This is a genomic window from Marinobacter sp. (assembly GCF_044799475.1).
Lineage (GTDB): Bacteria > Pseudomonadota > Gammaproteobacteria > Pseudomonadales > Oleiphilaceae > Marinobacter.
In genome coordinates, this window is the sequence record NZ_CP085217.1 from 540107 (window position 1) to 565046 (window position 24940).

The following is a 24940-nucleotide window of genomic DNA, read 5'->3' on the forward strand; positions in this document are numbered from 1 at the left end:
ATGCCATCCAGAACCATAACAGAGTTACGCCGGAGATCATGAGCCAGCTTTCCCAGGCACGATTTCAGACAGCGGAAGAGGACGAGGAAGCGCGCGTTTCGCGAGTGCTGACATGGCTCTCGCTGATGGCGATTGTCTTTCTGGTGGCCATTGGCGCCAAATCGCTGGCATCCAGCCACCTCGAGCACGCTGCAACCCTGTGGTTTTTCGCGGGCCTCGTATGCGTAAATCTTCTGGTTTTCTGGCGAACCCGGAACAGAAACCTCAACAAGAGTGGCATGCTCGGCATTGTCGCATTGCTTTTTGCCTACCTGGTGACCTCGGGCGGGGAAAGCAACACCGGCCCTCTCTGGCTTTATGTATTCCCCCCTCTGGTGTTTTATCTCACGGACCTGAAGACGGGGACGGCCATGCTGGCGGGATGCCTGGTGTTCACCGCAATAGTTTTCCAGTTTCCGGAACTGCCTTTCGTAAAGGCTGAATACCACAGTGACTTCAAGATCCGTTTTTTTGCCACTATCACCTTCGAATCGGTTTTCTGCTATGTCCTTGAGGCCAGTCGCCGCAAAGCCCGGAATGAACTCGTAGGACTCGCAATAACGCACGAGCAGGCCGCCCGGACCGATGAGCTCACAGGGCTGGCCAATCGGCGGGACATGCAGCAGCGGCTGACCGGAGAATTCGTGCGCTATCAACGTGCCGGCCATCATTTTTCCGTGGTACTTATCGACCTGGATCTTTTCAAGAGAATCAATGACGAATACAGCCACACTGCCGGCGATGCAGTCCTCAAGCAGTTTGCCGGCCTGATGCGGGACATCCTCCGCCAGTCAGACCTTGCGGCGCGCTGGGGCGGCGAGGAATTTCTCATCCTGCTACCGGACACTTCCCTTCTGCAGGCCCTGTCCCTTGCGGAACGCCTGCGCGAGGAGGTAGAGCAGACAGAGTTCCTGTTCCAGGGCCGGCGGCTGCCAGTATCCATCAGCGCGGGGGTCTGCTCGATCACCCAGTCAGACTCTGTTGAACACCTGCTGAAGCAGGCCGACATCAACCTTTACGAGGCCAAGAATGCCGGACGCAACCGGATTGCGCCGCGGGTGCGCAACCGGGCCGCTCCAGTTCCGGGCGTCAAGCCATCTTGAATGGCCTCCGTCAGCCCCGTAACATGGCCGCCAAACAGCTGAGAAAGAGCCCCTGATGACAGCAATAACCCTCCTCGTTGGCAGCGTGTATGGCGGAGCCCTTCTGACGGCCAGGGAAATCCGCGAGCAGCTTGAAGAGGAAGGCCACGAAATCCGGATTTTTGAAAAGCCTGAACTGGCGGACCTGACCAGCAACGATCGGCCGATACTGGTCTGCACTTCCACCACCGGCCAGGGGGAGGTGCCGCCAGATCTGTTGCCCTTCTATCTGGACCTGAAGGACCAGATGCCCATGCAGCAGGGCAGGCCATTCGGCGTTATCGTGCTGGGCGACAGCTCGTACGGTGACACCTTTTGCGGTGCCGGAGACCTCATGGAGGAAGCTTTTCTTGAAGTGGGCGCCCGAAAGGTGGGAGAAACACTCTGCATTGATGCCCTGGAAACCATGGAACCCGAGACGGTTGCTGTGCCCTGGGTCAGATCCTGGATAAGAGAACTGCCCTGATTAAAGAGCCTGAAAGGTGAAAGCCGTACCAGAACGGCCCTGATTTACTTGAGGCCAATTCCGGCACTGACCATAATGAAACCTGCAACAGTCAGTAACAATCAGAACAAGACCTCATTCCGTGCACCAAATCCTGCTGTTTCTCGCCCTTCTGGCCCCGCTGATCACTGCCTCTTCCGGAGCTCATGCCGAAAACACGGATCCAGGCTGGAGCCGCCCTGCGGTTGACTTCATCCGGAGCCCCGCCGGCCAGGAGCTGGCACTGGCAGATGTGCTGGACAGCAACCGCTGGGAAAGCCTGCCCGATAGCAGCCCAAACTTTGGCTATGTCACCGACACTTTCTGGTTCCGGATAAAGGTGAAAGGCAGTGCCTCGCGCCGGATTCTTGAGGTAAGTTATCCCCACCTGGATGACATCCGCTTTTTCATTTTCCGGAACACAAGACTGCAAAACCAGGTACTTACCGGCGACCGCCGGTCCTTTGAGCAGCGCCCCCTGCAACATCCCAATTTCCTGGTGCCTCTTGAGGCCGGGGAAGAAAACATCGAAGTATTCATCCGGGTCTCCACCAGCGGTGCTCTGCAGGTACCCATCCGGATCTGGCATCAGGACGCCTTTTTCGCCCATGCCTCGGTCGAAGATCAGTTGCACGCAATCTACTACGGCATTCTGATCACGGTGATTTTCTTCAATCTCTTCATTTTTCTGGCGCTCAGGGAACGCACCTACCTCTATTATGTGCTGTCCACACTCGGTTACCTGTTCCTCATTTCGACACTGCGGGGAATCACCTACCCTCTGCTCTGGCCTGAAAGCCCCTGGCTGCATAACAAGGCCATGCTGCTCAGCGTCCCCCTCACCATGGTCTTTGCCCTGCTGTTTGCCCGGAATTTTCTCAAGATACCCAGCGGGAGTCGCCGGCTTGACTGGCTCATGCAATCAGTCCTGGCCGTAAACATGGCAGCTATCGCCGGCGTTTTCCTGCTGGGCTACGACACATCAATCCGGCTTTCGGTAGCCCTTGCCATACCCACCTGCCTTCTTCTCACAGTCGTCGGGCCGGTGCAGTGGTGGCGAGGCAACCGCCAGGCCGGCCTCTATACCCTGGCGTGGACCCTTCTGACAGCAGGCAGTGCGCTGACCGCCGCCAATAAATACGGCTTGGTGCCAACCAGTTTCACCACGGTCTATGCCATGCAGATCGGCTCTGCCCTGGAAGCCATCCTGCTGACCATTGCGCTGGCTGCGAGGCTCTACCAGGACAGGGAGGACAGGGTCGCAGCCAGGGAGGCTGAGCTGAGGGCAATGGCTGCGCGTCGCAGAGCGGAACTGAGGATGATGGAGCAGACCCTGCACCATCCGCTGACCGGCCTGCCCAATCGCAGCAGCTTCGAGATGCTGGTTCAGGACCACCTGAACCGTGAGTACAACCGGCGTCACGCAGTGGGCCTTATCCAGCTGAAAAATCTGCCGACGATCACCAGGACCCTGGGCCACCACAACACCGACAGACTACTGAAACTTGTCGCCAGCCGATTCAACAGCATTGTCCGGGAACTGCCGGGGATGAAGGTCGTTGAACTCAGCGAACGTCAGCAGTTCCATCTGGCATCACTGGAGTCGGCTACTTTCGCCTTTCTGATGGACGCCGATGTCGCCCGGCAGTTTCCCGAGCGCATTGCCCTGAGTCTGGAGCAGCTCAAGGAACCCCTGGACTACCTGGGCATGCAGTTGCCGCTGGACCCACTGACCGGCGTTGCCATCTATCCGGATCATGCCGGTGATACGGATGCACTGATCCGCCGCGCCTATATCGCGCAGGAATCCGACGAGGCCCGCGACCGGGGGCTGGCCTATTACGAATCCATGAGGGACAGCTACAGCGCTGACCGGCTGACGCTGGTCACCGAACTGAAGCAGGCTCTTGCCGACAACCAGCTAACGCTGTTTTTTCAGCCAAAGATAAGCCTGAAAAGCCGGGAAATCGTGGGTATGGAGGCTCTCATCCGGTGGCCAGGACGGGACCATTCACTGACGGCCGACCAGATCATTGCCGTGGCAGAACAGACTGGCCTGATCAAGCCGCTGACCCGCTGGGTGCTGGAGAATGGACTGGCCGCCCGGGACTGCTTTCTCGAATATGGTTACGATTTCAGCATTTCCGTCAATGTATCGCCGAACAATCTGCGGGAGCCGGGGTTTCCGCTTTTTGTCCAGCGCCTCATGACAAGCCACTGCCGGCACCGTGGAAGAATCATTCTCGAAGTCACCGAAACATCCATGATGCTGGATCCTGTCAATTCCCTCAAAGCCCTGCAGTCTCTGGAGGCCGCCGGCATCCCCCTGTCCATAGACGATTTCGGGTCGGGCTATTCCTCCCTCTCCTACATCAAGCAGCTGCCGGCAAAGGAGATCAAGATTGACCGCTCACTGATCACCGATCTGGCGCTGCAGGAGGAAGACCGGGTCATAGTGCAGACCACCATAGACATGTGCCAGAGCCTGGGCTATCAGGTGGTGGCCGAAGGCGTGGAGGATGAAGCCACAGCCAATGTGCTGGAAGCGATGGGCTGCGACATGATTCAGGGCTATGTCCTGACGCCACCCGGATCACTGACCAGCATCCTGGACTGGCTGGCTGAGCGCGGCCGGCAGACGTCCCGCGGGACGGGCTGACACACCGGACCGCCACTCACTTCCCGGCCGGGCGTTTCCGGATCAGCGCCTCCTGGGTCGTGGAAGCCACCAGCCGGCCGTCACGACTGAATATATTGCCCCGGTTGAAGCCCCGACCACCAAATGCACTGGGGCTGTCTTTGTCATAGAGAAGCCAGTCGTCCATCCTGAAGTCACGATGGAACCAGATGGCATGATCAAGGCTGGCGACCTGCATGTCCCGATTCATGAACGTCACCCCATGGGGGTGCAGACATGTTCCCAGAAAACTGAAATCGGAAGCGTAGGCCAGCAGGCAACGATGCAGAACCTGATCATCAGGCAGGCTTCCCTGTGCCCTCAGCCAGCTCTGCTTGGCCGGGGGCCGGGGCTCCGGTTTGAGAGGATTGACCGGATTCACCGGCCGGATTTCGATGGGCCGGTCACGGGTAAGCATGTCATGAAGCGCTTCGGGTATGTGGGGCAGCAGCCTCTGACTAAGCGCCTGCTCCGAGGTCAGGCCGTCCACATCCGGTACAGGGGGCATGTCAACCTGGTGTGCAAGGCCTTCCTCTTCAACCTGGAATGACACCGAGCCGGTCAGGATTTCCCGCCCCTCCTGCCTTGCAATGACACGACGCACCGAGAAAGTGCCGCCATCCCGGACCCGTTGCACTTCGTAGTCAATGGGCAGACGATGATTACCCGGCCGGAGAAAATAGGCATGCATGGAATGCGGCAGCCGGTTCTCAACCGTCCGGCTTGTCGCCATCAGCCCTTGACCAAGAACCTGCCCTCCGAATACGTTGGGAAAACCAAGGTTTTCACTTTCACCCTGAAAATGATCGTCCCCCAACGGGGCCAGATCCAGCAACTCAACCAGCTTTCTGGTGACTTCCAGCATGCACTCTCCCAAAGATATGATTAGCTCACGACGTATCCTTCTACCCCAGAGTTACGTCGTGTGCAATGGTGAGACTGTCAAATCCTGTTGGCGGAAATCTTCACGGGTCTTTCAGTGGGGCTGCGGCCTGCTTGCACTGCTACTGGGCATGGCCGCGAGTGCACAGCCGCCAGCAGTAAAACGGCTGGACTGGTGCCATAACGGTGCGCAGGCGGATGAATCTTCGTGGCAGGAAAGCGGAATCAGGCTCGCTGGCGAAGTTGAACACCCGCAATGGGAGCCTGCTCCGGTGGTACTGCCCAGAGCCAAATGGCCCGAGCCAGCAGAGCCAGCCCGGAAGCGGGGCTGGCAGCTGAAAGAACCTGCCATCCGCCCCGACAGCCTGAGGCCCAATGTTAATGAGTCACGGACTGCGGTACAGATAGCGGCAGAACAGCAGACCGCGGCTCTGCTCCAAAGCGCAGAACCCACGCCCGGTCTGGAGGAGCTACCGGAGGAGCTTCAGGGCCTCAGCTTCAGGGTTGAGGTCGGAGTGGAATACCGGTTCTAGCCAACCAGGCCAGGTCAAGCCGGTAGCACAAACGTCCGGCATCACAGGTGCAAGGGCGGCACTGCCCGAGCCAGGGTCTGTTTTTCAACTGCATAGTCCCCGGTAACCGCAAAGCCCAGGGTATTTCCTTCCGTATCCAGGTAAAGAGAACGTACGCTGTTTCCGTCCCGCTCCTCCTGCCACTCGCCCTGCTCAGCAGCAGGTGGCGGGCATACCGCCACCGGACAGGCAGGAGTTTTGACCATCACCGGCATGGCGCCATATCGCACCTCTGTACGCTCGCCCAGAAGGGTCTTTGCCAGGGCCCGGGCACAGGCCATCAGCGGCAGCACATAAAGCAACACATGGCCGTCCACTTCGGCACAGTCACCCAGCGCATACACATCCGGTGCGCTGGTTTCCAGGGCGCGGTTCACACGGACCCCCCGATTGGTATCAAGACCAGCATTCTCTGCCAGCTCCACCCGGGGCCTTAGCCCGACTGCGGAAATAACCAGGTCAGCGGAAAGCGTCTCGCCATTGGCAAGGCTGAGCGCTACACCATCTCCGGCACGGTCAATCCGGTTGACCACCGTCTCCAGATGAAACCTGACCCCGGCCTCTGTCAGGCCATCCTGCATTGCCGAAGCGGCGACAGGGGGCAGAAGACCCGGCATCACCGCATCCGAGGGCGCGATCACATCCACTTCGTAGCCGCCATTGCGCAGGTCATTGGCAAACTCACAGCCGATCAGGCCAGCACCCATGATCGCAACCTTCCGACTACCTTCAAGAGCCTTTCGGAAAGCCCGGTAATCCATGAGATCGTTGATGGAGAACACATGCTCCTGACCATTGCCCTCCATGGGCAGACGGATGACATCAGCCCCCCAGGCCAGCACCAGTTTTGAATACCCCAGGCGTTCGCCCCCCACGCTGAGCTCATGGGCTTCCGTGTCGATCCCGGTAACCCTGGCATGAGTACGCACCTCAATATCAAGCTGCTTACTCATGGTTTCCGGGGCTCCCTGAGCCAACTCGTCCGCTGCCTTGCCCTTGGTAAAGCCGGTGGAAAGCATGGGTTTTGAATAGCTGAAGCCATCATCGGCGGTAATCATCAGCAACCGCACATCTTTGTTCTGTTTGCGGATCTCACGGGCCAGCGAATAGCCGGACAGGCCTGTGCCGATGATAATAATGGGCGCTTCTGCACTCATGTCCTGCTCTCCCGTAGCGTTTGATTATCCTTGCTGGATCGACAAAAAGAGCCGGCTTTTTCTAGCCAATTTCGATCATTTCAAAGTCTTCCTTGCCCACGCCGCAGTCCGGGCACACCCAGTCTTCCGGCACATCTTCCCAGGCGGTTCCCGGTGCTATGTCATCTTCGGGCCAGCCCATGGCTTCGTCGTAAATCCAGCCACACACCACACACTGCCATTTTTTCATTCCGAACCTCCTGGCCCCTGACTAAAGGGCGAGATAGTAATTGTTAGACAATCTTGCATGCAAGCCCTGATCAGAAAACCTGCGACATGATTCCGGCCGCCCATAATACGCATTGTGTGGTCATTGACCAATGCCGGAGGGGTCAGAGCCAGTGCTGACGCGGTCTGGGTCTGCAACAGGACAGATTCACCGACAACCCTCCCTTCCGGGCACCCGCTTCGGTATAATCCGCCGTTTCATGACAGGATCTGAACACTATGACCGACACCGTGACAGAGATGAATCAGGTGCTTGCCGAGGCGGACTGCCTTGTGGACGAGCAACAGGTTCACGCTGCTATCCAGGCTATGGCCGATGCCATTTCCCATCGCCTGGAGGGCAGCAATCCGCTGCTGTTCTGTGTCATGAACGGGGGGCTGATTCTGACCGGCCAACTGCTCACCCGGCTGAAGTTTCCGGTTCAGGCCGAATACCTCCATGCTACCCGCTATCGCCAGGAAACCACCGGGGGCATCCTGGAATGGAAACTGCGCCCGGACGCCGACATGACCGACCGCTCGGTGCTGATCGTCGATGACATCCTTGATGAAGGCACCACCCTCGAAGCCATTGCCGATTACTGCCGGGCTCATGGCGCCAGGGAAGTACTCACCGCGGTGCTGGTGGACAAGCAGCATGACCGCAAGGCCCGGCCCAACCTGAAGGCGGACTTTACCGGTCTCAAAGTGGAAGACCGTTTCCTCTTCGGTTTTGGCATGGACTACAAGGGGTACTGGCGCAACGCGCCGGGGATTTATGCCGTCAAGGGACTCTAGCCCGGTTTTTTCTGGCGGAAGCCAACAGGTCCCTCCCACCCGCTGGTACCCCACGCTTCCGGCGGCCGGCCTGCAGAGCCGGCTGGTCCGGGGCTCGGGGGCTTTCTGGCTGAGCCTTGAAGGTTCTCTCACCCGGGCTCTGCAAATGCGATGCCGCCAGCAGTTCCATGTGGATGTGCTGAGCGAAAGTTTCACGATGCCGTCGGTGGAGGAAGCCCTGACCCTCGGCCTGCCTCTGCGGCAGAGAGCCTGGATCCGCGAAGTTCAGCTCTGCGGCGATGGCGAGCCCTGGGTCATGGCGCGAACCGTCATCCCCAGGCAGACGCTGACAGGAAAAGGCCGCCGTCTCCGGCACCTGGGCCGCAAGCCTCTGGGGGCCTGGCTATTCAGCCGCCCGGAATGGCGCCGTGGAGCCTTCCAGACGGGTATCTGCCAGCGCACAACGAAACACGACCAGCCCCGGATTGCACGGCGCTCCCGCTTCTATTCCGGCAAAAGGCACCTGTTGGTGGGGGAATATTTCCTGCCGGCGCTATTGGGCCGTAGCGGAAACCGGGAGTAAGGCGAAAACCGGACAACCCTTACCCCTGCCGGCTCGGGCCGCTATAATCGCGCCACACCCATTTAGACAGCCAGACTGGGCCCGCCATGACCTCTGATTTTCTGCCAGCTCACCTCCGTGTCCGCCTCACGGATTATGCCCGGCTCCTGCGTGTGGACCGACCGATCGGCAGTCTGCTTCTGCTGTGGCCCACCTACTGGGCCCTCTGGCTGGCGGCAGATGGCACCCCGAGCCTGAGTAACCTGATTGTTTTTACTCTCGGGGTTTTCCTCATGCGGGCCGCCGGCTGTGCCATCAATGATTTCGCCGATCGCAGGGTGGACGGCCACGTCAGTCGCACCAGAGATCGCCCCCTTCCATCCGGCCGCGTCCAGCCCGTCGAAGCTATTGTCCTCGCTGCCGGCCTGGCCCTGTCTGCGTTCCTGCTGGTGGTCCTGTTCACCAACACCCTGACTCTTTACCTGTCGCTCGGAGGGGTGGTGCTGGCATTCATATACCCGTTCATGAAGCGTTACACCCACCTGCCGCAGCTGTTTCTTGGGGCCGCCTTTTCCTGGGCCATACCCATGGCCTGGGCAGCGGAGGCCGGCGAAGTTACCCGACTGGCCTGGCTGCTGTTCATCGCCAATGTACTCTGGACGGTAGCCTACGACACCTTCTACGCGATGGTCGACAGGGACGACGATCTCAAAATCGGAGTCAGATCCACCGCCATCCTCTTTGGTGAGGCCGACCGGGTCATGATTGCAGTGCTCCAGAGCCTGGTTATCCTTGTACTTATTCTGGTGGGGGTGCAGGCCGGTCTGGGAGGCTTCTACTATGTGGGGCTGGTGGCCATGGCCTGCCTGTTTCTGTACCAGCTCCACCTGGCCCGTTATCGGGAACGGGAGGGCTGTTTCCGGGCCTTTCTCAACAACAACTGGGCCGGATTTGCCGTGTTCGCCGGACTGTTTCTCGACAGCCTGGCCGGATAACTGTCATATACTTGTAACACCAGCCGGTTGTAATGGGGCAGCAACAAACACCGGTTCGATACAGGTTAATGCTCATGTCTGGAAAAACGGTTCTGATTGTTGATGACGAGGCCTCCATCCGCGAGATGATCGCGGTCGCGCTGGAAATGGCCGATTACGAATGCCTGGAAGCGGCTGACGCCAGAACAGCCCATGCCATGATTGTGGACAGACAGCCCGATCTGGTACTGCTCGACTGGATGCTTCCCGGCACCAGCGGCGTCGAGCTGGCCCGGAGGCTGAAGAAGGATGACGCCACCGCCGAAATCCCCATCATCATGCTTACAGCGAAGGTGGAGGAAGATAACAAAATCCAGGGCCTGGAAGTGGGTGCGGACGATTACATCACCAAGCCGTTTTCCCCAAGGGAGCTGGTGGCACGACTCAAGGCCGTCCTCCGTCGGGCCACCCCACCTGGAATGGAAAGTCCCATCGAAGTCGATGGTCTCACCCTGGACCCGGTGGGGCACCGGATAACTACACAGGAAGGCCCCCTGACCATGGGACCCACGGAATACCGGCTGCTGCAGTTCTTCATGACCCACCAGGAACGGGTCTACACCCGGTCCCAGCTACTTGACCAGGTCTGGGGCGGCAACGTCTATGTTGAGGAACGTACGGTCGATGTTCATATCCGCCGCTTGCGCAAGGCCCTGGGAAACCAATACGATCACCTGATACAGACTGTGCGGGGCACCGGATACCGTTTTTCCACCCGGGCTGCCTGAAACCGGGCCACCGCAAGACCTGACCTGGCGGGAAACTCATGCATTACAGCTGGTCGCGATACCTGCGTCTGATTGTTTTCTTCCTGGCCGCCTGCGGCGTCATCGGGCTGTTCCTCGGCTACCCACTCCAGGGGTTGCTAGTGGGACTGTTCACTTACCTCTGCTGGTCGCTGGCTCAGGCACGAAAACTCTACCACTGGCTGCACAAGCCTGGCTCCGGCGACGAAGCGCCCCAGAGCGTCGGGCTCTGGGGCGACATTTTTGACGGCCTGAACCGCCTTCACCAGAGCCACCTGCACACACGTGACCGGCTTCAGGCAGAAGTCAGCCGGGTGCAGGAATCCACCAACGCCATGCGCGACGGCGTCATCATGACGGACGCCCGGGGCGTTCTGGAGTGGTGGAACGGCTCGGCGGAATATCTGCTTGGTCTGCGGCGCCAGTCCGACCGCGGTCAGTTTATCCACAACCTGATCCGCAGCCCCGCCTTCAAGGCCTATTTCGACAGCAGGGATTACCGGGAGCCTCTGGAGCTGAACTCTCCCGCCCGGCCCCATATCCATCTGCTGATCCAGATCAGCCTGTTTGGCAATGATGACCGCCTGATCGTTGCCAAGGATGTCACCCGTCTGTTCCAGCTGGAGCAGATGCGGCGGGATTTTGTGGGTAATGTTTCCCACGAGATGCGAACCCCGCTTACGGTTATCAGTGGCTACCTGGAAACTCTTGTCGATCACGCGGACGAGCTGCCAGCGAAATGGCGCCGGCCAATCCATACCATGGCCCAGCAGGCCTCGCGGATGGAAGCGCTGATTACCGACCTGATTCTGCTGTCCAAGCTTGAGACGGGGGAGCAGATGCGCGCTGACAATATCACCGACCTCGGGGCGCTGATCACGGAGGTCTGCTGCGACGCCCGGGCCCTGAGCGGCGAAAAACAGCACGAGTTCGGGATCCATATTGGCGAACGCCCCTACCTGCAGGGCGACGAAAGCCAGCTCCGCAGCGCCATCTCCAACCTGGTATTCAACGCCGTCAAATATACCCCGGCAGGCGGACAGATACGCGTGGCCTGGTCAACCAACAGCGCCGGCGGTCACCTTTCGGTGAAGGATACGGGTATCGGTATCGATCCTGTCCATATTCCACGGCTGACCGAGCGTTTCTACCGTGCCGACCCCAGCCGGCATCAGGAAACCGGAGGTACGGGACTGGGGCTGGCCATCGTCAAGCACGTGCTTCTGAACCATGATGGCGAACTGGAAATCATAAGCGGAGTGGGCACCGGCAGCGAATTCATCTGCCACTTTCCCCGGGAACGAATTGCAGAAAGGCCCGCCGGGGCGGACGAGGAAGGGTCAGAGGCCTGATTTGAACCGGGCAATAAAACGGGACAGGTCTTCCATTTTCTGGGGATCCTCATCCACAAACCGGATCACCAGGCTGACAAAGTCCGTATCCTGGCGCTTGTCCACCGCCTGCAACTGATGCACATAGCCATTGAGGCGAGCCACCTTGCCCTCGGCAATTTCCATGTCCACCACCGCCTGGTCGAGAATGCCGGGGAATGACTGATCCCGCTTGGCGATCACCCTGACTTCCGTGAGGTTGATGTCTTTCACCACCGACTTGAGCATGCTGCCGGCAAAACGCACGGCAGCGACACTGCGCTGAACGGCAGCGGGGGTTTTTGTGCCGGTGTCCGGCGCCTCCTCTGGCTCCCGCTTCCGGGTCAGAAGATTCGCCGACTCGCGGAATGCCTCTGCCGGCCCGTCCATGGATTTGCCACTACGGCCCATGGCGTCACGGAGGCTGGCCCCCATGACCTTGATGATCTTCCTGCTCAGGCCATCCGGGCTAAAGGGCTTGCCCAGGTATTCCGACACCCCCTCCTGAACGGCCTCAATGACGTGGCTTTTGTCGCCCCGACTGGTGATCATGATGAACGGCGTTTTTTTGTAGTTGTCCTGCTGGCGCATCCACTGCAGCAGCTCCAGGCCCGACATCTCCGGCATTTCCCAGTCGCACAGGATCAGGTCGAAACTGGTCCGGCTCATCAGTCCCTGGGCCTTTTTGCCGTTTGGGGCATCGACAAGTTCGATTACGGGGAAACGCTGGCGCACGGTTCGCTTGACCAGATCCCGGACGAAACTGGCGTCATCAACAACCAGCGCTTTCAGTAATGCCATGATGTCTGGTAACCCCGTGCAGAAATGGATTTCCTACTATAGATCAAAGCGTCACGGATGTTTGTATCGGCTCGTGAGCTCTGTTAATGAAATGTCATTGAGACCGGTGTTATAAGCTGTTTAGTTTCACCGTAAACAGGCTACCATGGCAGCCTGATGTCCTTTACGAATAATGAGGTTTGCCGTGCTTCGCCACCAGATTCTATCCCTGACCAGTGCCCGCTCCTGGCTTGCCGGTCTCAGTGCCGCTGCTTTGCTAGTGGCGCCGCCGGCAGTTGCCCAGACATCAGCCCCTTCCGAGCCGGCTTTTACCGAATGTCTTCAGCGTATCGAGAATCAGGCCGTCGAGGCCGGGGTATCCGAAAAGACCGCCAGCACGGTTCTGGCAAATGCCCAGTATCTGGAACGGGTTATTGAACTTGACCGCAGCCAGCCGGAGTTCACCACCACCTTTGCCGATTACCTGAACCGTCGGGTTACCGAGGACCGGATCAGCCGGGGCAGAGCACTGCTCAGCGAGCATCGCGAACTGCTGGACAGAGTGACTGTGGAAACCGGCGTCCCTGCCGCCTATCTGGTATCGTTCTGGGGCCTGGAGACCAATTTTGGCCGTTATTTCGGCAAAATGCCGGTGCCCAGCTCGCTGGCGACCCTGGCCTGCGATCCGCGCCGGAGCGACTATTTTACCGGTGAGCTGATCTCTGCGCTCAAGATCATCGATGAAGGAGCCATCAGCGAGGAGCAGATGGAAGGTTCCTGGGCCGGCGCCATGGGCCATGTCCAGTTCATGCCCTCGGTGTTCCTCCGGTATGCCGTCGATGCGGATAACGATCAGCGGCGGGATCTCTGGAACAGCGTGGCAGATGCCATGATGTCCGCCGGCAACTTCCTCAATCATCTTGGATGGAAGGAAGACTATCGCTGGGGCCGCGAGGTAGTGCTGCCGGATGGCTTCAATTATGCCCTCGCGGACGGTCGCCGTTTACCCCTGGGAGAATGGCGCGAGCTTGGAGTGACCGACGCCTTCGGCAATCCCCTTCCCCCCGAAGACATAGAAGCGGCTCTTGTCGTACCCGCCGGTCACGAGGGGCCAGCGTTCCTTGCCTACCAGAATTTCCGGGTCATCATGGGCTGGAACCGTTCCGAGTTCTACGCCATTGCGGTAGGCCATCTGGCGGACCGGATTGCCGGGGCCGGCGGCCTGAAAAACCCGCCCCCCACCGACACGCCAAACCTGGCCCGGGAAGATATCGAAGCGCTTCAGCTGGCCCTGAAGGAAAAGGGTTACGGGCCGGGAAATGCCGACGGCATTCTGGGCCCGGCAACGCGGGCAGCCATCCGGAATTTCCAGCAGGCCAAAGGGCTCATTGCCGATGGTTACCCCGGAGCCGAACTCTTCAGGGCACTGGGTATCAGACTGAAGGCGGAATCCGGCCAGACTCCGGAGTAATCAAACCAGAGCCGGGGAAGGTCACATGTCGACCTTTCCCCGAAGCTGCTTCTTCTGCCCGCGCTGTTTCTTCTTTTCGATCCGCCGCTTTTTCGCACCCATGCTTGGCCGGGTGGCCCTCCGGGCCTTCTGGACCACCAGTGCGTCCTGAATCACCTCTTTCAGGCGCTCCAGGGCGTCAGCCCGGTTTTTCTCCTGACTGCGAAAACGCTGCGCCTTGAGCACCAGCACGCCATCTGCGGTTATACGGTTGTCGGAAGTGGCCAGCAGGCGTTCCTTGAGGAACTCAGGCAGAACCACCGAGCCGGCTATGTCGAACCTGAGATGTACTGCCGAGGAAACCTTGTTGACGTTCTGACCCCCGGCCCCCTGGGCCCGTATGGCCTGAAAATCGATTTCTGCCTCGGGAATGATGATCTGATCGGTTATTCTGAGCATACTTTGTGAAACCTGATTTTTGTCCGGGCTGGAAATTTCCATGGATTCAATTACACAGGCTGCGTTGGGAGCAGCTCTCGGAGGCGCCGTCGCCGGCAGCGTTCTCGGCCGCAAGGCGCTTCTGACAGGCGCACTCCTCGGCACCCTGCCGGACATGGACGTGGTTCTCGACTACGGCAGCGCGGTGGCCAACTTCACCCAGCACCGTGGGTTCAGCCATTCGCTGCTGATTCTGGTGCCGCTCGCCTTTGCCCTGGCCTGGCTGGGCCACCGCTGGCGGCCTGACCTCTCCCAGCCCCGGTGGCTGGCATTCACCGGGCTGATTCTGATCACCCACCCCCTGCTCGACTGTCTGACCACCTATGGCACGCAGATTTTCTGGCCTTTTGGCGCGCCCGTTGCCCTGTCGAGCGTGTTCATCATCGATCCACTTTATACTTTGCCCCTGGCTCTGGCCATCCTGTTCGCGCTCTGGCGCCCCCGGCTCACTGGCGCCCTGGGGCTGGGCTTGCTGGTTTCAACCCTCTACCTGGGCTGGAGCCTTGCAGCCCAGCAGATGATCTCGGCGCGGGTTGCGCCCGCCCTGGCGGCAGAGGGTCTGTCAGATGCGCCGCGACTCATTCAGCCCATGCCCCTGACCACAGTGCTCTGGCGGATAACCGTAATGGCACCCGAGGAACGACTGGAAATTGTGACCGGATTTCTTGACGATGAAGACGTGCCGCTGAATATCGAGCGTTTTCCCCGGAATCGGGAGCTGGAAGAGGCAGCGGCCGGGCTGGAAGAAGCACAGCGGCTGATCTGGTTCACCGGGGGATTTCTGGCCTGGCACCGTCAGGATGGCAGGCTTGCCGCCACCGATATCCGGCTGGGTGTGCCGGGAGCCCATCCCTTTACCTTCGTCCTGGCCGAACAGGGGCCACAGGACACCGGCTGGCAGCCGGTTACAAGCTACAAAACCGACCGGACACCGATGCGAAGCGGACTGTTTACGGCTCTCTGGAAGCGCATAACCGGCGCGTCTCCGGTTATCTGCCTGGCCACACTGGAAACTGGCCCGGTTGGACTGAGTTGCTCCTGATGCCCCGCCTGGACTTCTACCTCGCCAACAGTACCGGCCTGTCCCGCAGCGATGCCAGGCGCCAGATCCGCAAAGGCGCCGTCATGGTAGATGGCCTGCCCTGCCGTAAGCCGGCGACACACATCAGTCCGGAACAGCAGGTATGCTGGCGGGGGCAGACTGTCCACCTGCCAGGCGAACGTTACATCATGCTGAACAAGCCTGCTGGCGTGGTTAGTGCAACGGAAGACCGGGATCACCTGACGGCACTCAGCCTGCTGCCCCCGGAAGAACAAACCGGCCTGCACATCGTGGGCAGACTCGATCTGGATACCACGGGTCTGCTGCTCCTGACCACCGATGGCCAGTGGTCCCATCGCATCACCTCACCCAGGAGCGAATGCCCCAAAGTTTACCGCGTGGAACTGGCCGGTCCGCTGGGCCAGGAAGCTCGAAACCAGCTGGAAACCGGTGTGCATTTGAAGGATGAGAGCCTGCCAACCGCCCCTGCGATGGTCAGGCAAGCTGGTCCCACTACCATTGAGCTGACCATCACCGAGGGCCGCTATCACCAGGTCAAAAGGATGCTGGCTGCGGCGGGCAACCATGTGATCGGACTTCATCGGCTACAAATCGGTGAGATCCGGCTGGATACTGCGCTAGCGCCGGGGGAATTCCGGCATCTGAAAGACGAGGAAATTGCCAGCGTGGAGTGACTTCAGGCAGGACAACGAAGGAGCCCTGAAGCAAGCGTCAGGAAGCACGCTCGAAGCGTCCGGCTTTCAGGTTTTTCCGCACGACGCCAGCTTCAAAGACCTCACCGTTCATCGCCACATAAACCCCAGGCGGCAGCAGCTGGACAGACGCCCATGCAAACCCAAGGTTGAACACCGCATCACTACGGCGCATCCGCGCCGGCTGCATCGAGCCGACGAGTACGATGGTTTTGCCCTCAATATCCTTCAGGGCCCGGGCGGTATCCGGCATGGTATCCGTGCCGTGAGTGATGATTATCCTTGAGGCATGACTGTCGAGTACCGCCCTGTACACGGCAGCCCTGTCCTCATCTTCCATTTCCAGGCTGTCCTTTCTCAACAGCTCCTGAATCTGCCAGGGGCCAGTGACATTGGCCTCCGCAATCAGCTCCGGCAACAGGGAGTCGCCGATGGCAAATTCGCTTTTGGCGTCGAAGTAGACCTTGTCGATGGTGCCACCGGTGGTGAATATCTGGATCATTCGGCTGTCTTCCCCGGTCACTGGGATATTATCTGGTGGCCGTGGCCGTACCGCCACGGGCCGCATGATGAGCGTTTTTCTTCTGTTCATAACGGTAGGCGGCCCCGGCGACCCTGCCACTATCTCCCGTCTGCAGCCAGCGTTTGACCCTGCCCGCATCCCCGATGGGCGAGCGGGTTCCAAAAGAGTCCAGCAGCACTGTAATTACAGGCTTGCCCTGCATTTCGCTGATCATCAACAGGCACCGGCCCGCTTCCTCAAGATACCCGGTCTTGGTCAAGGCGACGCCCCAGCTCTGCCTGTGCACCAGAACATTGGTATTGCCGTAGGGAAGCGAATACCTGGGCTGCCTGAAACGGGCGGTGAAATATCGGGTGGTTGAGTACTCCCCTATTTTCGGGTGAGCCATGATCGCATTCGCAAGGCGCACAAGGTCTGCCGCCGTGGACTGATTGCCGGCAGAAAGGCCGGTGGGATCCACAAACCGGCTGCGGTTCATGCCCAGTCTGGCTGCCGTCCGGTTCATCTCAGCCACAAAGGCGTCGTACCCCCCGGGATGATGCCGGGCCAGGGTATAGGCCGCCAGATTCTCCGATGACATCAGGGCGATCCGGAGCATGTCGCCGCGCCGCAGCTCCGAGGTCTTGCGGATGCGAGAATAAGCGTTGGCCTCGGCTGGAATATGACGGGGGTAGACCTCCAGCCACTCGTTGAGCGGTGCGCCAGACTCCATGACCACAAGGGCCGTCATCAGTTTGGTGAGTGAAGCCACGGGCACGACCCGATTGGCATGCTTGTCGTGCAGCAGTTCATTGCTACCGGCCAGGGCGACCGCCGCGTTGACCGAGGCCAGGGTGAGACCATCGGGATTGACTGCAGGCTTTGCCGCCAGCGGACCGGCCATGGCCAGCAGCAGAAGCATCAGGGAAGAAGTCCGGAAACAGGCCATGATGTTCATCTTCAGACGTACCGACCGCCGGAGCCAATCACCACGACGATCAGCCCGAGAATGAGATTGATGCCCACAAATCGGCGAATCTGGCCCACCCTGCGGGTCGCTTCAGCCGTGTCATCCGCGTCGATGGCAAGCTTGAGGCGCCGATAGGGCGCGAAAAATATGTGAAGAAAAAGCAGCATCATGACAAGGCCGAGCCCCTGCATGGCATGCACATGCCAGCCGACGTTGGCCATGCCGCCAAAATAGGCTCCCACCATGCCATAGCCGGTGACCAGCAGCACGACGATGCTCAGCCAGACCCAGAGGAAAAACAATGACAGGGTATGGCACCAGAGCAGGGAGCGCTGGGCCGGTTCAAGAACCTTGACCGCAGCGGGACGCAGCGCCATGTAGGCGAAGAACATGCCGCCGACCCAGATCAGGGCGGCGAGAGTATGCAGGGCAATCATGGTACTCATTAAGAAGTCTCTTTTATCAAATCAGTTTACCGCGCGGAGGCTGCCCGACCGGCGGAATGAACCTGTCCCGGCCGGGCATCGGAAACCCGGCGCTCAGAATCTGTCTGTAACCGCACCTTCGGAAGCGGAACTCACCGTGAAGGCGTATTTTGCCAGCACACCACGGCGATACCTGGGTTCCGGAGCTCTCCAGTTCGTCCGGCGCCTTTCCATCTCTTCGTCGGAAATGCTCACCGTTATGCGATTTTCCTCAGCATCGATGGTGATCTCGTCACCGTCTTCCACCAGAGCGATAGGGCCGCCATCCGCCGCCTCCGGAGTGATATGGCCCACCACGAACCCGTGGCTGCCACCGGAGAAACGGCCATCCGTAATCAGGGCAACATCGCTGCCCAGACCCTTGCCCATGATGGCCGAGGTGGGTGTGAGCATTTCCCGCATGCCCGGCCCGCCCTTTGGGCCCTCGTAGCGGATAACCAGTACATCGCCGGCAACCACCGTGCCATCCATGATGCGCTCCTGGGCTTCTTCCTCGGAGTGGAACACTCGGGCCCTGCCGGTGAAGTGGGTGCCCTCCTTGCCGGTGATTTTTGCAACCGCTCCGGTGGGGGCCAGGTTGCCGTAGAGAATTCGCAGGTGGCTGTCTTTTTTGATGGGGTTATCCAGTTCACGGATGATCTTCTGGCTCTCCGGGTAGGGCGCCACGTCAGCAAGATTCTCGGCCAGGGTAACGCCGGTCACCGTCATGCAGTCGCCATGGAGCATCCCGGCATCCAGCAGCATTTTCATCAGGGGCTGAATGCCGCCAACGGCCACCAGCTCGGACATCATGAAATGACCGCTGGGCCGCAGATCCGCCAGCACGGGCACACGCTTGCCGATGCGGGTAAAGTCATCGAGGGTCAGATCCACATCCACAGTGCTGGCCATGCCAAGCAGGTGCAGAACGGCGTTGGTGGAACCTCCGAGAGCGATCACCAGGGTAATGGCATTTTCAAACGCTTCCCGGGTCATGATATCCCGCGGCTTTATGTCCTTTTCAAGCAGGTTGAGCACCGCTGCACCCGCTGCCCTGCAGTCATCCATCTTGGTCTGCGAAACGGCATTCTGGGCGGAGCTGCCAGGCAGGCTCATGCCCATGGCCTCAATGGCGGAAGCCATGGTGTTGGCGGTATACATGCCGCCGCAGGACCCGGGCCCGGGGATCGCAGTTTCCTCGATCTGCTTCACTTCGATCAGATCCATGTCGCCCTTGGCATAGGCACCCACGGCCTCGAATACCGAGATGATGTCCGTGTGGTTTTCGCCCGGCTGGATGGTACCGCCGTACACAAAGACCGATGGCCGATTCAGCCGGGCCAGGCCCATCACGCAGCCCGGCATGTTCTTGTCACAGCCGCCAATGGCCACCAGTCCGTCGAAGCCTTCACAGCCGGCAGTGGTTTCAATGGAGTCGGCAATCACTTCCCTGGACACCAGGGAATACTTCATGCCTTCTGTCCCATTGGCAATGCCGTCAGAAACCGTAATGGTGTTGAAAATGAGGCTTTTGCCTCCCGCCTCATCAGCGCCGTGTCCGGCCTCTTCTGCCAGCTGGTTGATGTGCATGTTGCAGGGCGTGAGGTTGCTCCAGGTGGAGGCGATGCCCACCTGGGGTTTTTTGAAATCCTCATCGGTAAACCCGACAGCCCTCAGCATCGCGCGGCTGGCTGACTTGCCGATGCCATCGACCACGGGGGCGGAAAAACGGCGCATTCTGTCGTCAGTCATTGCTGGAGTTCCTTTTGAACCTGTTGTTATTGCAGCTGCCGACAGACTTTACAGCATTCCCCGCCTTGCTCCCAACTGCAAGCCGGACATGAAGACAGGCGAGTGTTAACCGTCAACGAATTCCGGACCGAAACCCATGCTCCACAACAGTACGGAGCCCGCACGGGTCGCCACCAGAATAACCAGGGCAACCGTGAGCATGGCGCCGGCATACATCACGGCCTGACTTTTGGGAATACCCATGACAATGGGCAGCCCATCGTACATCAGGTAAGCGCCGTAACAGGCGGCCACCAGAAAAATCAGTGCATTGAACCAGGGCACAGGGTAAAGCAGAGCAAAACCGGCCAGAAACAGCGGCGTGCAGGAGTAGGATGCCAGAGCTATGGCATTGGAGCGGCTCGGCTCCTCCCTCGCGCCATAGGTCTTTGCCATCCAGTTTATGGCATAACCAAGGGCGAAAACCCCCACCAGAATGGCGAGATAGGTGAGGATGCTCAGCGACATCGCACTTTCCGGGCTGAGCTTGATCACCCGGTCAGCACTCACGGTCCAGCCGAAATGCGCCGTTGAGATATAGGCGCATATTGGTCCGATTGCGGCGAGAACAAGAACGTAGGCGACGTAGAGTCGCCGCGGCGGCTCATGCTCCCGCTTGATTGACTTCCATTCGTCGTCAGGGTGGGTAAAAAGACCAAAAGCGTGTTGTAACAGCATTGCGGAAGCCCTCTCGTTATTATCCCCGAAGATACGGATCGCGCCCGATCCGGGATCAGCGTGAGAGGCCGTTAAAAATGCCCTGACGGCCCCTCGTTTTAACCTGAGTATAGTTCCCAATTCTGGAGTATTCCTGCCACTCCGCCTACCTTTTTCACTGTCTGCATCCACCGCGGCTCGGTGGTCAGTTGTCGCGGGGATCAGTCCTGGACACCATCGGTTGTGAACGATTCAGGTCCCGGAACGACTGCAGACTTTCAATGCCGTCAAAGTCCACAAGAGAGCGGAACTCCAGCCAGTCTACCAGGCAATAGAGGCACATCGATGGGTAGTGCCATTCATCAAACCGGCCTTCCCCAGCCAGGGCCGCCAGTGTTCGCAGACTGGTGATGACCCGCTCCCGCTGAAGGTTATAGAACAGCACATCCTGATTCACATCCAGCCCGGAACGGCGGGAGAGGAGCAGGGTGACACAGGAGTCATTGGCAGCATCGATCAGGGTCAGATGATTTTCCTGGTCCCAGCTCAACGGCTTGACGTTCTGGCTGCTGCCAAGATAACGGGCGATTACCCTTGAATCGTAGACTTCCTGCCCGCCGTCGATCAGAACCGGAATCCTCAGGGCCGGATTTGTACGGCGCAGCTGTTCCCGCCCTTCACCATAGATATCCAGATTTACAAACTCATAATCCCGGTCACCCAGCAAAAGCCGTATGCGGCGAACGTAAGGAGAAGTGGTCGAGCCAATCAGTTTCATACAGTCTCCAGAAGATACACAGGCCAGGTGTGCGGTGTCGCAAAAACTTATTTGCCCTGGAGAGCCATGCCGGGCTCTCTGTAGCTGTAGCCCCTGGCTTCGGCTACCGGCTGGTAGGTTATCTCTCCATTGCAGACATTGAGCCCCTTCATCAGGTGGGGGTCGCCCAGCAGGGCCTGTTTGGGACCCTTGTCCGCAAGCGCGACAATGAACGGCAGGGTGACGTTATTCAGCGCCAGTGTCGAGGTGCGGGCAACCGCACCAGGCATATTCGCAACACAGTAATGGATGACGCCTTCTTCCACGAAGGTTGGTTCGGCATGGGTGGTTGGTCGTGACGTTTCCGCGCAGCCACCCTGATCAATGGCGACATCCACAATGACGCTACCCTCCGGCATTTGCCGGATCATCTCCCGGGTCAAAAGTCTGGGCGCCGAAGCCCCCGGAATCAGCACGCCTCCAATCACCAGATCTGAGTGGATCACGGCCTGTTCCAGCGCGACGCTGGTGGAAAAAAGCGTGGTGATCCGGTTACCGTACAGCTGGTCCAGATACCTCAGTACATCCATGTTGCGGTCAATTACCGTGACGTCCGCTCCCATGCCCACAGCCACGGCCAGGGCATTCTGACCCACCACTCCGCCACCCACCAGGGTCACCCGTGCCGGGGGGACGCCTGGCACTCCACCGAGCAGCACCCCGCGGCCGCCCATGGATTTCTCAAGACAGTGGGCTCCAGCCTGGACAGACATCCGGCCCGCCACTTCCGACATGGGTGCCAGCAGGGGCAAACGCCCGCGACCATCAGTCACCGTCTCATAGGCGATGCACAGGGCACCGGAGTGCACAAGGTCCCGGGTCTGCTCCTCATCAGGGGCCAGATGAAGATAAGTGAACAGCGTATGATTACCGGTAAGCCATTCACGCTCGCCGGCCTGGGGTTCCTTGACCTTGACGATCATCCCGGACTCGCCGTAAATCTCCCTGGCACTGTCAAGAATCACGGCCCCGGCCTTCTCATAATCACTGTCGCTGAAGCCTATGGCAGCCCCGGCACCGGTTTCCACCTGAACCTCGTGGCCATGATCATTGAGCTCTCTCACGGAGGCCGGCGTCATCCCGACCCGGTATTCGTGATTTTTTATTTCCCTGGGCACACCGATACGCATAGCCTGTCCCCTGCCTTGAAGAATCCTGACCTTAGTGTAGACAATACAGTAAGCTGAGGAAGGGCCCGGCTGGACCATAGTCGTAGGTCTGCCCGCCTGTCCGGACATAATTGGCTCTTTGCACTGAGCTCTGGAATTCCGGTGCTGCAGAAAAACCAGAAAAACTGCCAGCTGAACTGGCACTCTGACGAATAAGGAAAAGGACTATGAAGATAACCTCACCGCTGGCCCTCGCCCTGCTGCTGGCGATTGCCAGTACTCCTGCTGTGTCTGAGCTGCAGACAAGCACCATCGAATACACGGTCAATGACAGCGTCTTTAGCGGCTATCTCGCTTACGACGATGATTTCAAGGGAGAAAGACCTGGAGTTCTGGTGGTCCACGAGTGGTGGGGGCACAATGAGTTTGCCCGCAGTGAAGCCGAAAAACTGGCCTCAGCAGGCTATACCGCCTTTGCTCTGGACATGTATGGCAGCGGTAAACAGGCCAGCCACCCGGAAGATGCCCAGAAGCTGATGCAGGCAACGATGGGAGACAAACAGGCCATGGAAGACCGCTTCCGGGCTGCGATGAAGGTATTGCAGGACCAGAATACCGTGGATGCCAGCCGTATTGCCGCTCAGGGCTACTGCTTTGGTGGCGCAGTGGTGCTTAACATGGCGCGCATGGGGCTGGATCTGGACGGGGTCGTGAGTTTTCATGGCTCTCTGGGATCAGACATCAGTCCGGAACAGGGTGGCGTCAGCCCCCGCCTCCTCGTTTACACAGGCGGTTCCGACGAGTTCGTGCCGGTGGACCAGGTGACCGGCTTCGTGGGCGAAATGATGAACGCCGAAGCCGACCTGACCCTGGTCTCCTTCCCGGACGCGAAGCACTCCTTCATGTCACCCGCCGCTGACGAAATAGCTGAAAAGTTCGGAATGCCGATTGCTTACAATGAAGAGGCGGCCAGCCGTGCCTGGGAAAGAACGCTGAGATTCTACGGCGAGATTTTTAATCGCTAGTGTCCCTTAACAGAATTTGGGCCGCCCATTTATTCAGGCGCTGTCGGCCTGCACGACGGCTGTTCTGAGATCCCGGGCTGGCAGCCAGCGGCTGGTAAAATACACCAGCATCCCTGCCGTGATAAACATGACGCCAGTATAGATTGCCGGTGTCAGGGACATGGCGTAATTGTTCAGCATACCCAGAGCCAGAACCATGGAAAGGCTGCTGTTCTGCAGCCCGACTTCCAGTGTGACGGAAACACTCTGTGCCCGGTTCAGGGCAAATGCCCGCGCACACCAGAAACCGATTGCCATGGTGGAAAGATTGAGCACCAGCGCCACCGGACCTGCCTTGATCAGGGAGTCAAGAAACACATCCATCTGCTGAAAAACAAGAAAACCGATCAGCAGTATCAGGAAGATAACGGCAAAGTATTTAACTTTCTGTTCCACGATGATGGCGAAACGGGGAAAGAATCTCCGGATTGTCATGCCGATGGCTATGGGAATGGCGGTCAGCGCCATCAGGCTGATCATGGTTTTGCCAACCGGCAGCGAAAGCTGGGCAGTTTCACCCATGAAATGCAGCAGTGTGCCGTTGATAATGAATGGAATGGTAAACACGGTCACCACGCTGGCCACGGCTGTCAGTGTAACGGAGAGCGCTACGTCCCCCCGGCCCAGATGGGCGTAGAGGTTTGACGTGGTGCCACCCGGGCATACCGCCAGCAGCATGACACCCACTGCCAGCTCCGGAGAAAGTGGCATGACATTGGCCAGGCCAAATCCGATGAGGGGCAGGAGGACCAGCTGACAACCGAGTCCGATGGCCACGGCTCTGGGATAGGCGACCACCCGGCGAAAGTCGTCAGCTACCAGGGAGAGACCCATCCCCAGCATGATCAGAAAAAGACAGAGGGGAATAACCTGCACATTGACGACGTGGATCAGCTGCTCAGGGCTCATGGCAACTCCTTTACCCGGTGACCCGGGAGCGTTCCGGGCCAGGCATTACTGGTTTGTTTTTATGATGATGCGAGCCAGTCTAGCCCGTCCGGAGCAATGCGGAAAATTCATTTTTCTTATTGATCCGGATAAACCTGCTGAATGCATCAGCGACCGGACAAAATATACAGACACAAAAAAAGGCAGCCTTGGCTGCCTTTTCTGGAGAAGCTGTCTGTTATTTACAGAGCAACTACGTTCTCCGCCTGAGGACCTTTCTGGCCCTGAGTCACGGTGAACTCGACCTGCTGGCCTTCAGCCAGAGTCTTGAATCCTGAACCGGTGATGGCGCTGTAGTGAACGAAAACGTCCGGGCCAGACTCACGGGTGATGAAACCAAAGCCTTTCGCTTCGTTGAAGAACTTAACAGTACCGGTAGTAGTAGACATACTTAAATTTCCTGAACTCAATATTTTTAATCTGCCGTCCCCAGATTGGGTGATCGAC

At 59.0% G+C, this 24940-nt stretch carries 27 protein-coding genes; 13 read left to right on the top strand and 14 right to left on the bottom strand.

All coding sequences use genetic code 11. The annotated features are described in order from the left end of the window. Window positions 1–38 precede the first annotated feature (38 nt). The 3 genes from LG327_RS02465 (at window position 39) to LG327_RS02475 (ending at window position 4324) form a co-directional block, all read left to right on the top strand. Window positions 39–1142, top strand: a complete 1104-nt coding sequence (locus LG327_RS02465; RefSeq protein ID WP_404365362.1) for a GGDEF domain-containing protein — start codon at window positions 39–41, stop codon at window positions 1140–1142. 55 nt (window positions 1143–1197) lie between these two features. Then, a complete protein-coding gene (locus tag LG327_RS02470; RefSeq protein WP_404365364.1) occupies window positions 1198–1647 on the top strand; it encodes a flavodoxin in 450 nt (149 codons plus the stop codon). A gap of 121 nt (window positions 1648–1768) precedes the next feature. Then, window positions 1769–4324, top strand: coding sequence for an EAL domain-containing protein (locus LG327_RS02475; RefSeq protein WP_404365366.1), 2556 nt, complete (start codon window positions 1769–1771; stop codon window positions 4322–4324). A gap of 16 nt (window positions 4325–4340) precedes the next feature. On the opposite strand, the gene LG327_RS02480 is transcribed toward LG327_RS02475, so the two are convergent. Further along, window positions 4341–5207: an acyl-CoA thioesterase gene (locus LG327_RS02480; protein ID WP_404365368.1), complete on the bottom strand. Its 867-nt coding sequence runs from the start codon at window positions 5205–5207 to the stop codon at window positions 4341–4343. Window positions 5208–5355: 148 nt separating this feature from the next. Here LG327_RS02480 and LG327_RS02485 point away from each other — a divergent pair, with 148 nt between their 5' ends. After that, complete coding sequence (locus tag LG327_RS02485) at window positions 5356–5757, top strand: hypothetical protein (protein ID WP_404365369.1); 402 nt, start codon at window positions 5356–5358, stop codon at window positions 5755–5757. A 41-nt stretch (window positions 5758–5798) separates the two neighbouring features. Here LG327_RS02485 and LG327_RS02490 read toward each other — a convergent pair whose 3' ends face one another. Both LG327_RS02490 and rd read right to left on the bottom strand, forming a co-directional pair. Continuing rightward, window positions 5799–6953: an NAD(P)/FAD-dependent oxidoreductase gene (locus LG327_RS02490; RefSeq protein ID WP_404365370.1), complete on the bottom strand. Its 1155-nt coding sequence runs from the start codon at window positions 6951–6953 to the stop codon at window positions 5799–5801. A 61-nt stretch (window positions 6954–7014) separates the two neighbouring features. Further along, the gene (rd, locus tag LG327_RS02495) at window positions 7015–7182 is read right to left on the bottom strand and encodes a rubredoxin (RefSeq protein ID WP_166257106.1); all 168 of its coding nucleotides are present in this window, start codon (window positions 7180–7182) and stop codon (window positions 7015–7017) included. A 257-nt stretch (window positions 7183–7439) separates the two neighbouring features. On the opposite strand from rd, the gene LG327_RS02500 reads away from it, so the two are divergent. The 5 genes from LG327_RS02500 (at window position 7440) to phoR (ending at window position 11670) form a co-directional block, all read left to right on the top strand. Then, window positions 7440–7997: a hypoxanthine-guanine phosphoribosyltransferase gene (locus LG327_RS02500; RefSeq protein ID WP_404365372.1), complete on the top strand. Its 558-nt coding sequence runs from the start codon at window positions 7440–7442 to the stop codon at window positions 7995–7997. Continuing rightward, window positions 7978–8559 (top strand): chorismate--pyruvate lyase family protein, encoded by a 582-nt coding sequence (locus LG327_RS02505; protein ID WP_404365373.1) that lies wholly within the window; start codon window positions 7978–7980, stop codon window positions 8557–8559. Before LG327_RS02500 ends, LG327_RS02505 begins: the two co-directional genes overlap by 20 nt. Before the next feature lie 86 nt (window positions 8560–8645). Beyond that, window positions 8646–9533, top strand: a complete 888-nt coding sequence (gene ubiA, locus LG327_RS02510) for a 4-hydroxybenzoate octaprenyltransferase (protein WP_404365374.1) — start codon at window positions 8646–8648, stop codon at window positions 9531–9533. Window positions 9534–9607: 74 nt separating this feature from the next. After that, complete coding sequence (gene phoB / locus LG327_RS02515) at window positions 9608–10300, top strand: phosphate regulon transcriptional regulator PhoB (protein WP_404365376.1); 693 nt, start codon at window positions 9608–9610, stop codon at window positions 10298–10300. 38 nt (window positions 10301–10338) lie between these two features. Next, complete coding sequence (gene phoR / locus LG327_RS02520; protein WP_404365377.1) at window positions 10339–11670, top strand: phosphate regulon sensor histidine kinase PhoR; 1332 nt, start codon at window positions 10339–10341, stop codon at window positions 11668–11670. On the opposite strand, the gene LG327_RS02525 is transcribed toward phoR, so the two are convergent. Next, entirely contained in the window at window positions 11659–12489 is an 831-nt protein-coding gene (locus LG327_RS02525; protein WP_404365379.1) for a response regulator, read from the bottom strand. The two genes, phoR and LG327_RS02525, sit on opposite strands and share 12 nt — an antisense overlap. A 184-nt stretch (window positions 12490–12673) precedes the next feature. Between LG327_RS02525 and LG327_RS02530 the strand changes: the two genes are divergently transcribed. After that, window positions 12674–13939 (top strand): lytic murein transglycosylase, encoded by a 1266-nt coding sequence (locus LG327_RS02530; protein ID WP_404365380.1) that lies wholly within the window; start codon window positions 12674–12676, stop codon window positions 13937–13939. Between the two features lie 21 nt (window positions 13940–13960). On the opposite strand, the gene arfB is transcribed toward LG327_RS02530, so the two are convergent. Next, complete coding sequence (gene arfB, locus LG327_RS02535) at window positions 13961–14377, bottom strand: alternative ribosome rescue aminoacyl-tRNA hydrolase ArfB (protein WP_404365382.1); 417 nt, start codon at window positions 14375–14377, stop codon at window positions 13961–13963. Window positions 14378–14417: 40 nt separating this feature from the next. On the opposite strand from arfB, the gene LG327_RS02540 reads away from it, so the two are divergent. Then, window positions 14418–15458, top strand: a complete 1041-nt coding sequence (locus LG327_RS02540) for a metal-dependent hydrolase (protein ID WP_404365384.1) — start codon at window positions 14418–14420, stop codon at window positions 15456–15458. Beyond that, on the top strand, window positions 15458–16153 hold the full coding sequence (locus LG327_RS02545) for a pseudouridine synthase (protein ID WP_404365386.1): 696 nt from the start codon (window positions 15458–15460) through the stop codon (window positions 16151–16153). Before LG327_RS02540 ends, LG327_RS02545 begins: the two co-directional genes overlap by 1 nt. Window positions 16154–16190: 37 nt before the next feature. On the opposite strand, the gene LG327_RS02550 is transcribed toward LG327_RS02545, so the two are convergent. The 7 genes from LG327_RS02550 to ald form a co-directional block, all read right to left on the bottom strand. Further along, window positions 16191–16673 carry an asparaginase domain-containing protein gene (locus LG327_RS02550; RefSeq protein WP_404365387.1) on the bottom strand — a complete coding sequence of 161 codons (483 nt, stop codon included), beginning with the start codon at window positions 16671–16673 and terminating at the stop codon, window positions 16191–16193. A gap of 28 nt (window positions 16674–16701) precedes the next feature. Next, window positions 16702–17631, bottom strand: coding sequence for a D-alanyl-D-alanine endopeptidase (gene pbpG, locus LG327_RS02555; RefSeq protein ID WP_404365389.1), 930 nt, complete (start codon window positions 17629–17631; stop codon window positions 16702–16704). A gap of 2 nt (window positions 17632–17633) precedes the next feature. After that, window positions 17634–18089: a CopD family protein gene (locus LG327_RS02560; protein WP_404365390.1), complete on the bottom strand. Its 456-nt coding sequence runs from the start codon at window positions 18087–18089 to the stop codon at window positions 17634–17636. Window positions 18090–18182: 93 nt separating this feature from the next. Further along, window positions 18183–19859: a dihydroxy-acid dehydratase gene (gene ilvD, locus LG327_RS02565; RefSeq protein ID WP_404365392.1), complete on the bottom strand. Its 1677-nt coding sequence runs from the start codon at window positions 19857–19859 to the stop codon at window positions 18183–18185. Window positions 19860–19964: 105 nt separating this feature from the next. Next, window positions 19965–20576 (bottom strand): Yip1 family protein, encoded by a 612-nt coding sequence (locus LG327_RS02570; protein ID WP_404365394.1) that lies wholly within the window; start codon window positions 20574–20576, stop codon window positions 19965–19967. Between the two features lie 184 nt (window positions 20577–20760). Further along, complete coding sequence (locus LG327_RS02575; protein WP_404365396.1) at window positions 20761–21333, bottom strand: glutathione S-transferase family protein; 573 nt, start codon at window positions 21331–21333, stop codon at window positions 20761–20763. Window positions 21334–21380: 47 nt separating this feature from the next. Then, window positions 21381–22502, bottom strand: a complete 1122-nt coding sequence (gene ald, locus LG327_RS02580; protein WP_404365397.1) for an alanine dehydrogenase — start codon at window positions 22500–22502, stop codon at window positions 21381–21383. A 206-nt stretch (window positions 22503–22708) separates the two neighbouring features. Here ald and LG327_RS02585 point away from each other — a divergent pair, with 206 nt between their 5' ends. Continuing rightward, the gene (locus LG327_RS02585) at window positions 22709–23506 is read left to right on the top strand and encodes a dienelactone hydrolase family protein (protein ID WP_404365399.1); all 798 of its coding nucleotides are present in this window, start codon (window positions 22709–22711) and stop codon (window positions 23504–23506) included. A gap of 33 nt (window positions 23507–23539) precedes the next feature. Here the strand turns inward: LG327_RS02585 and LG327_RS02590 are convergent, their stop codons facing one another. Both LG327_RS02590 and LG327_RS02595 read right to left on the bottom strand, forming a co-directional pair. Continuing rightward, on the bottom strand, window positions 23540–24454 hold the full coding sequence (locus LG327_RS02590) for a bile acid:sodium symporter family protein (protein ID WP_404365401.1): 915 nt from the start codon (window positions 24452–24454) through the stop codon (window positions 23540–23542). Between the two features lie 221 nt (window positions 24455–24675). Then, entirely contained in the window at window positions 24676–24882 is a 207-nt protein-coding gene (locus tag LG327_RS02595; protein WP_152205488.1) for a cold-shock protein, read from the bottom strand. Window positions 24883–24940: the final 58 nt, after the last annotated feature.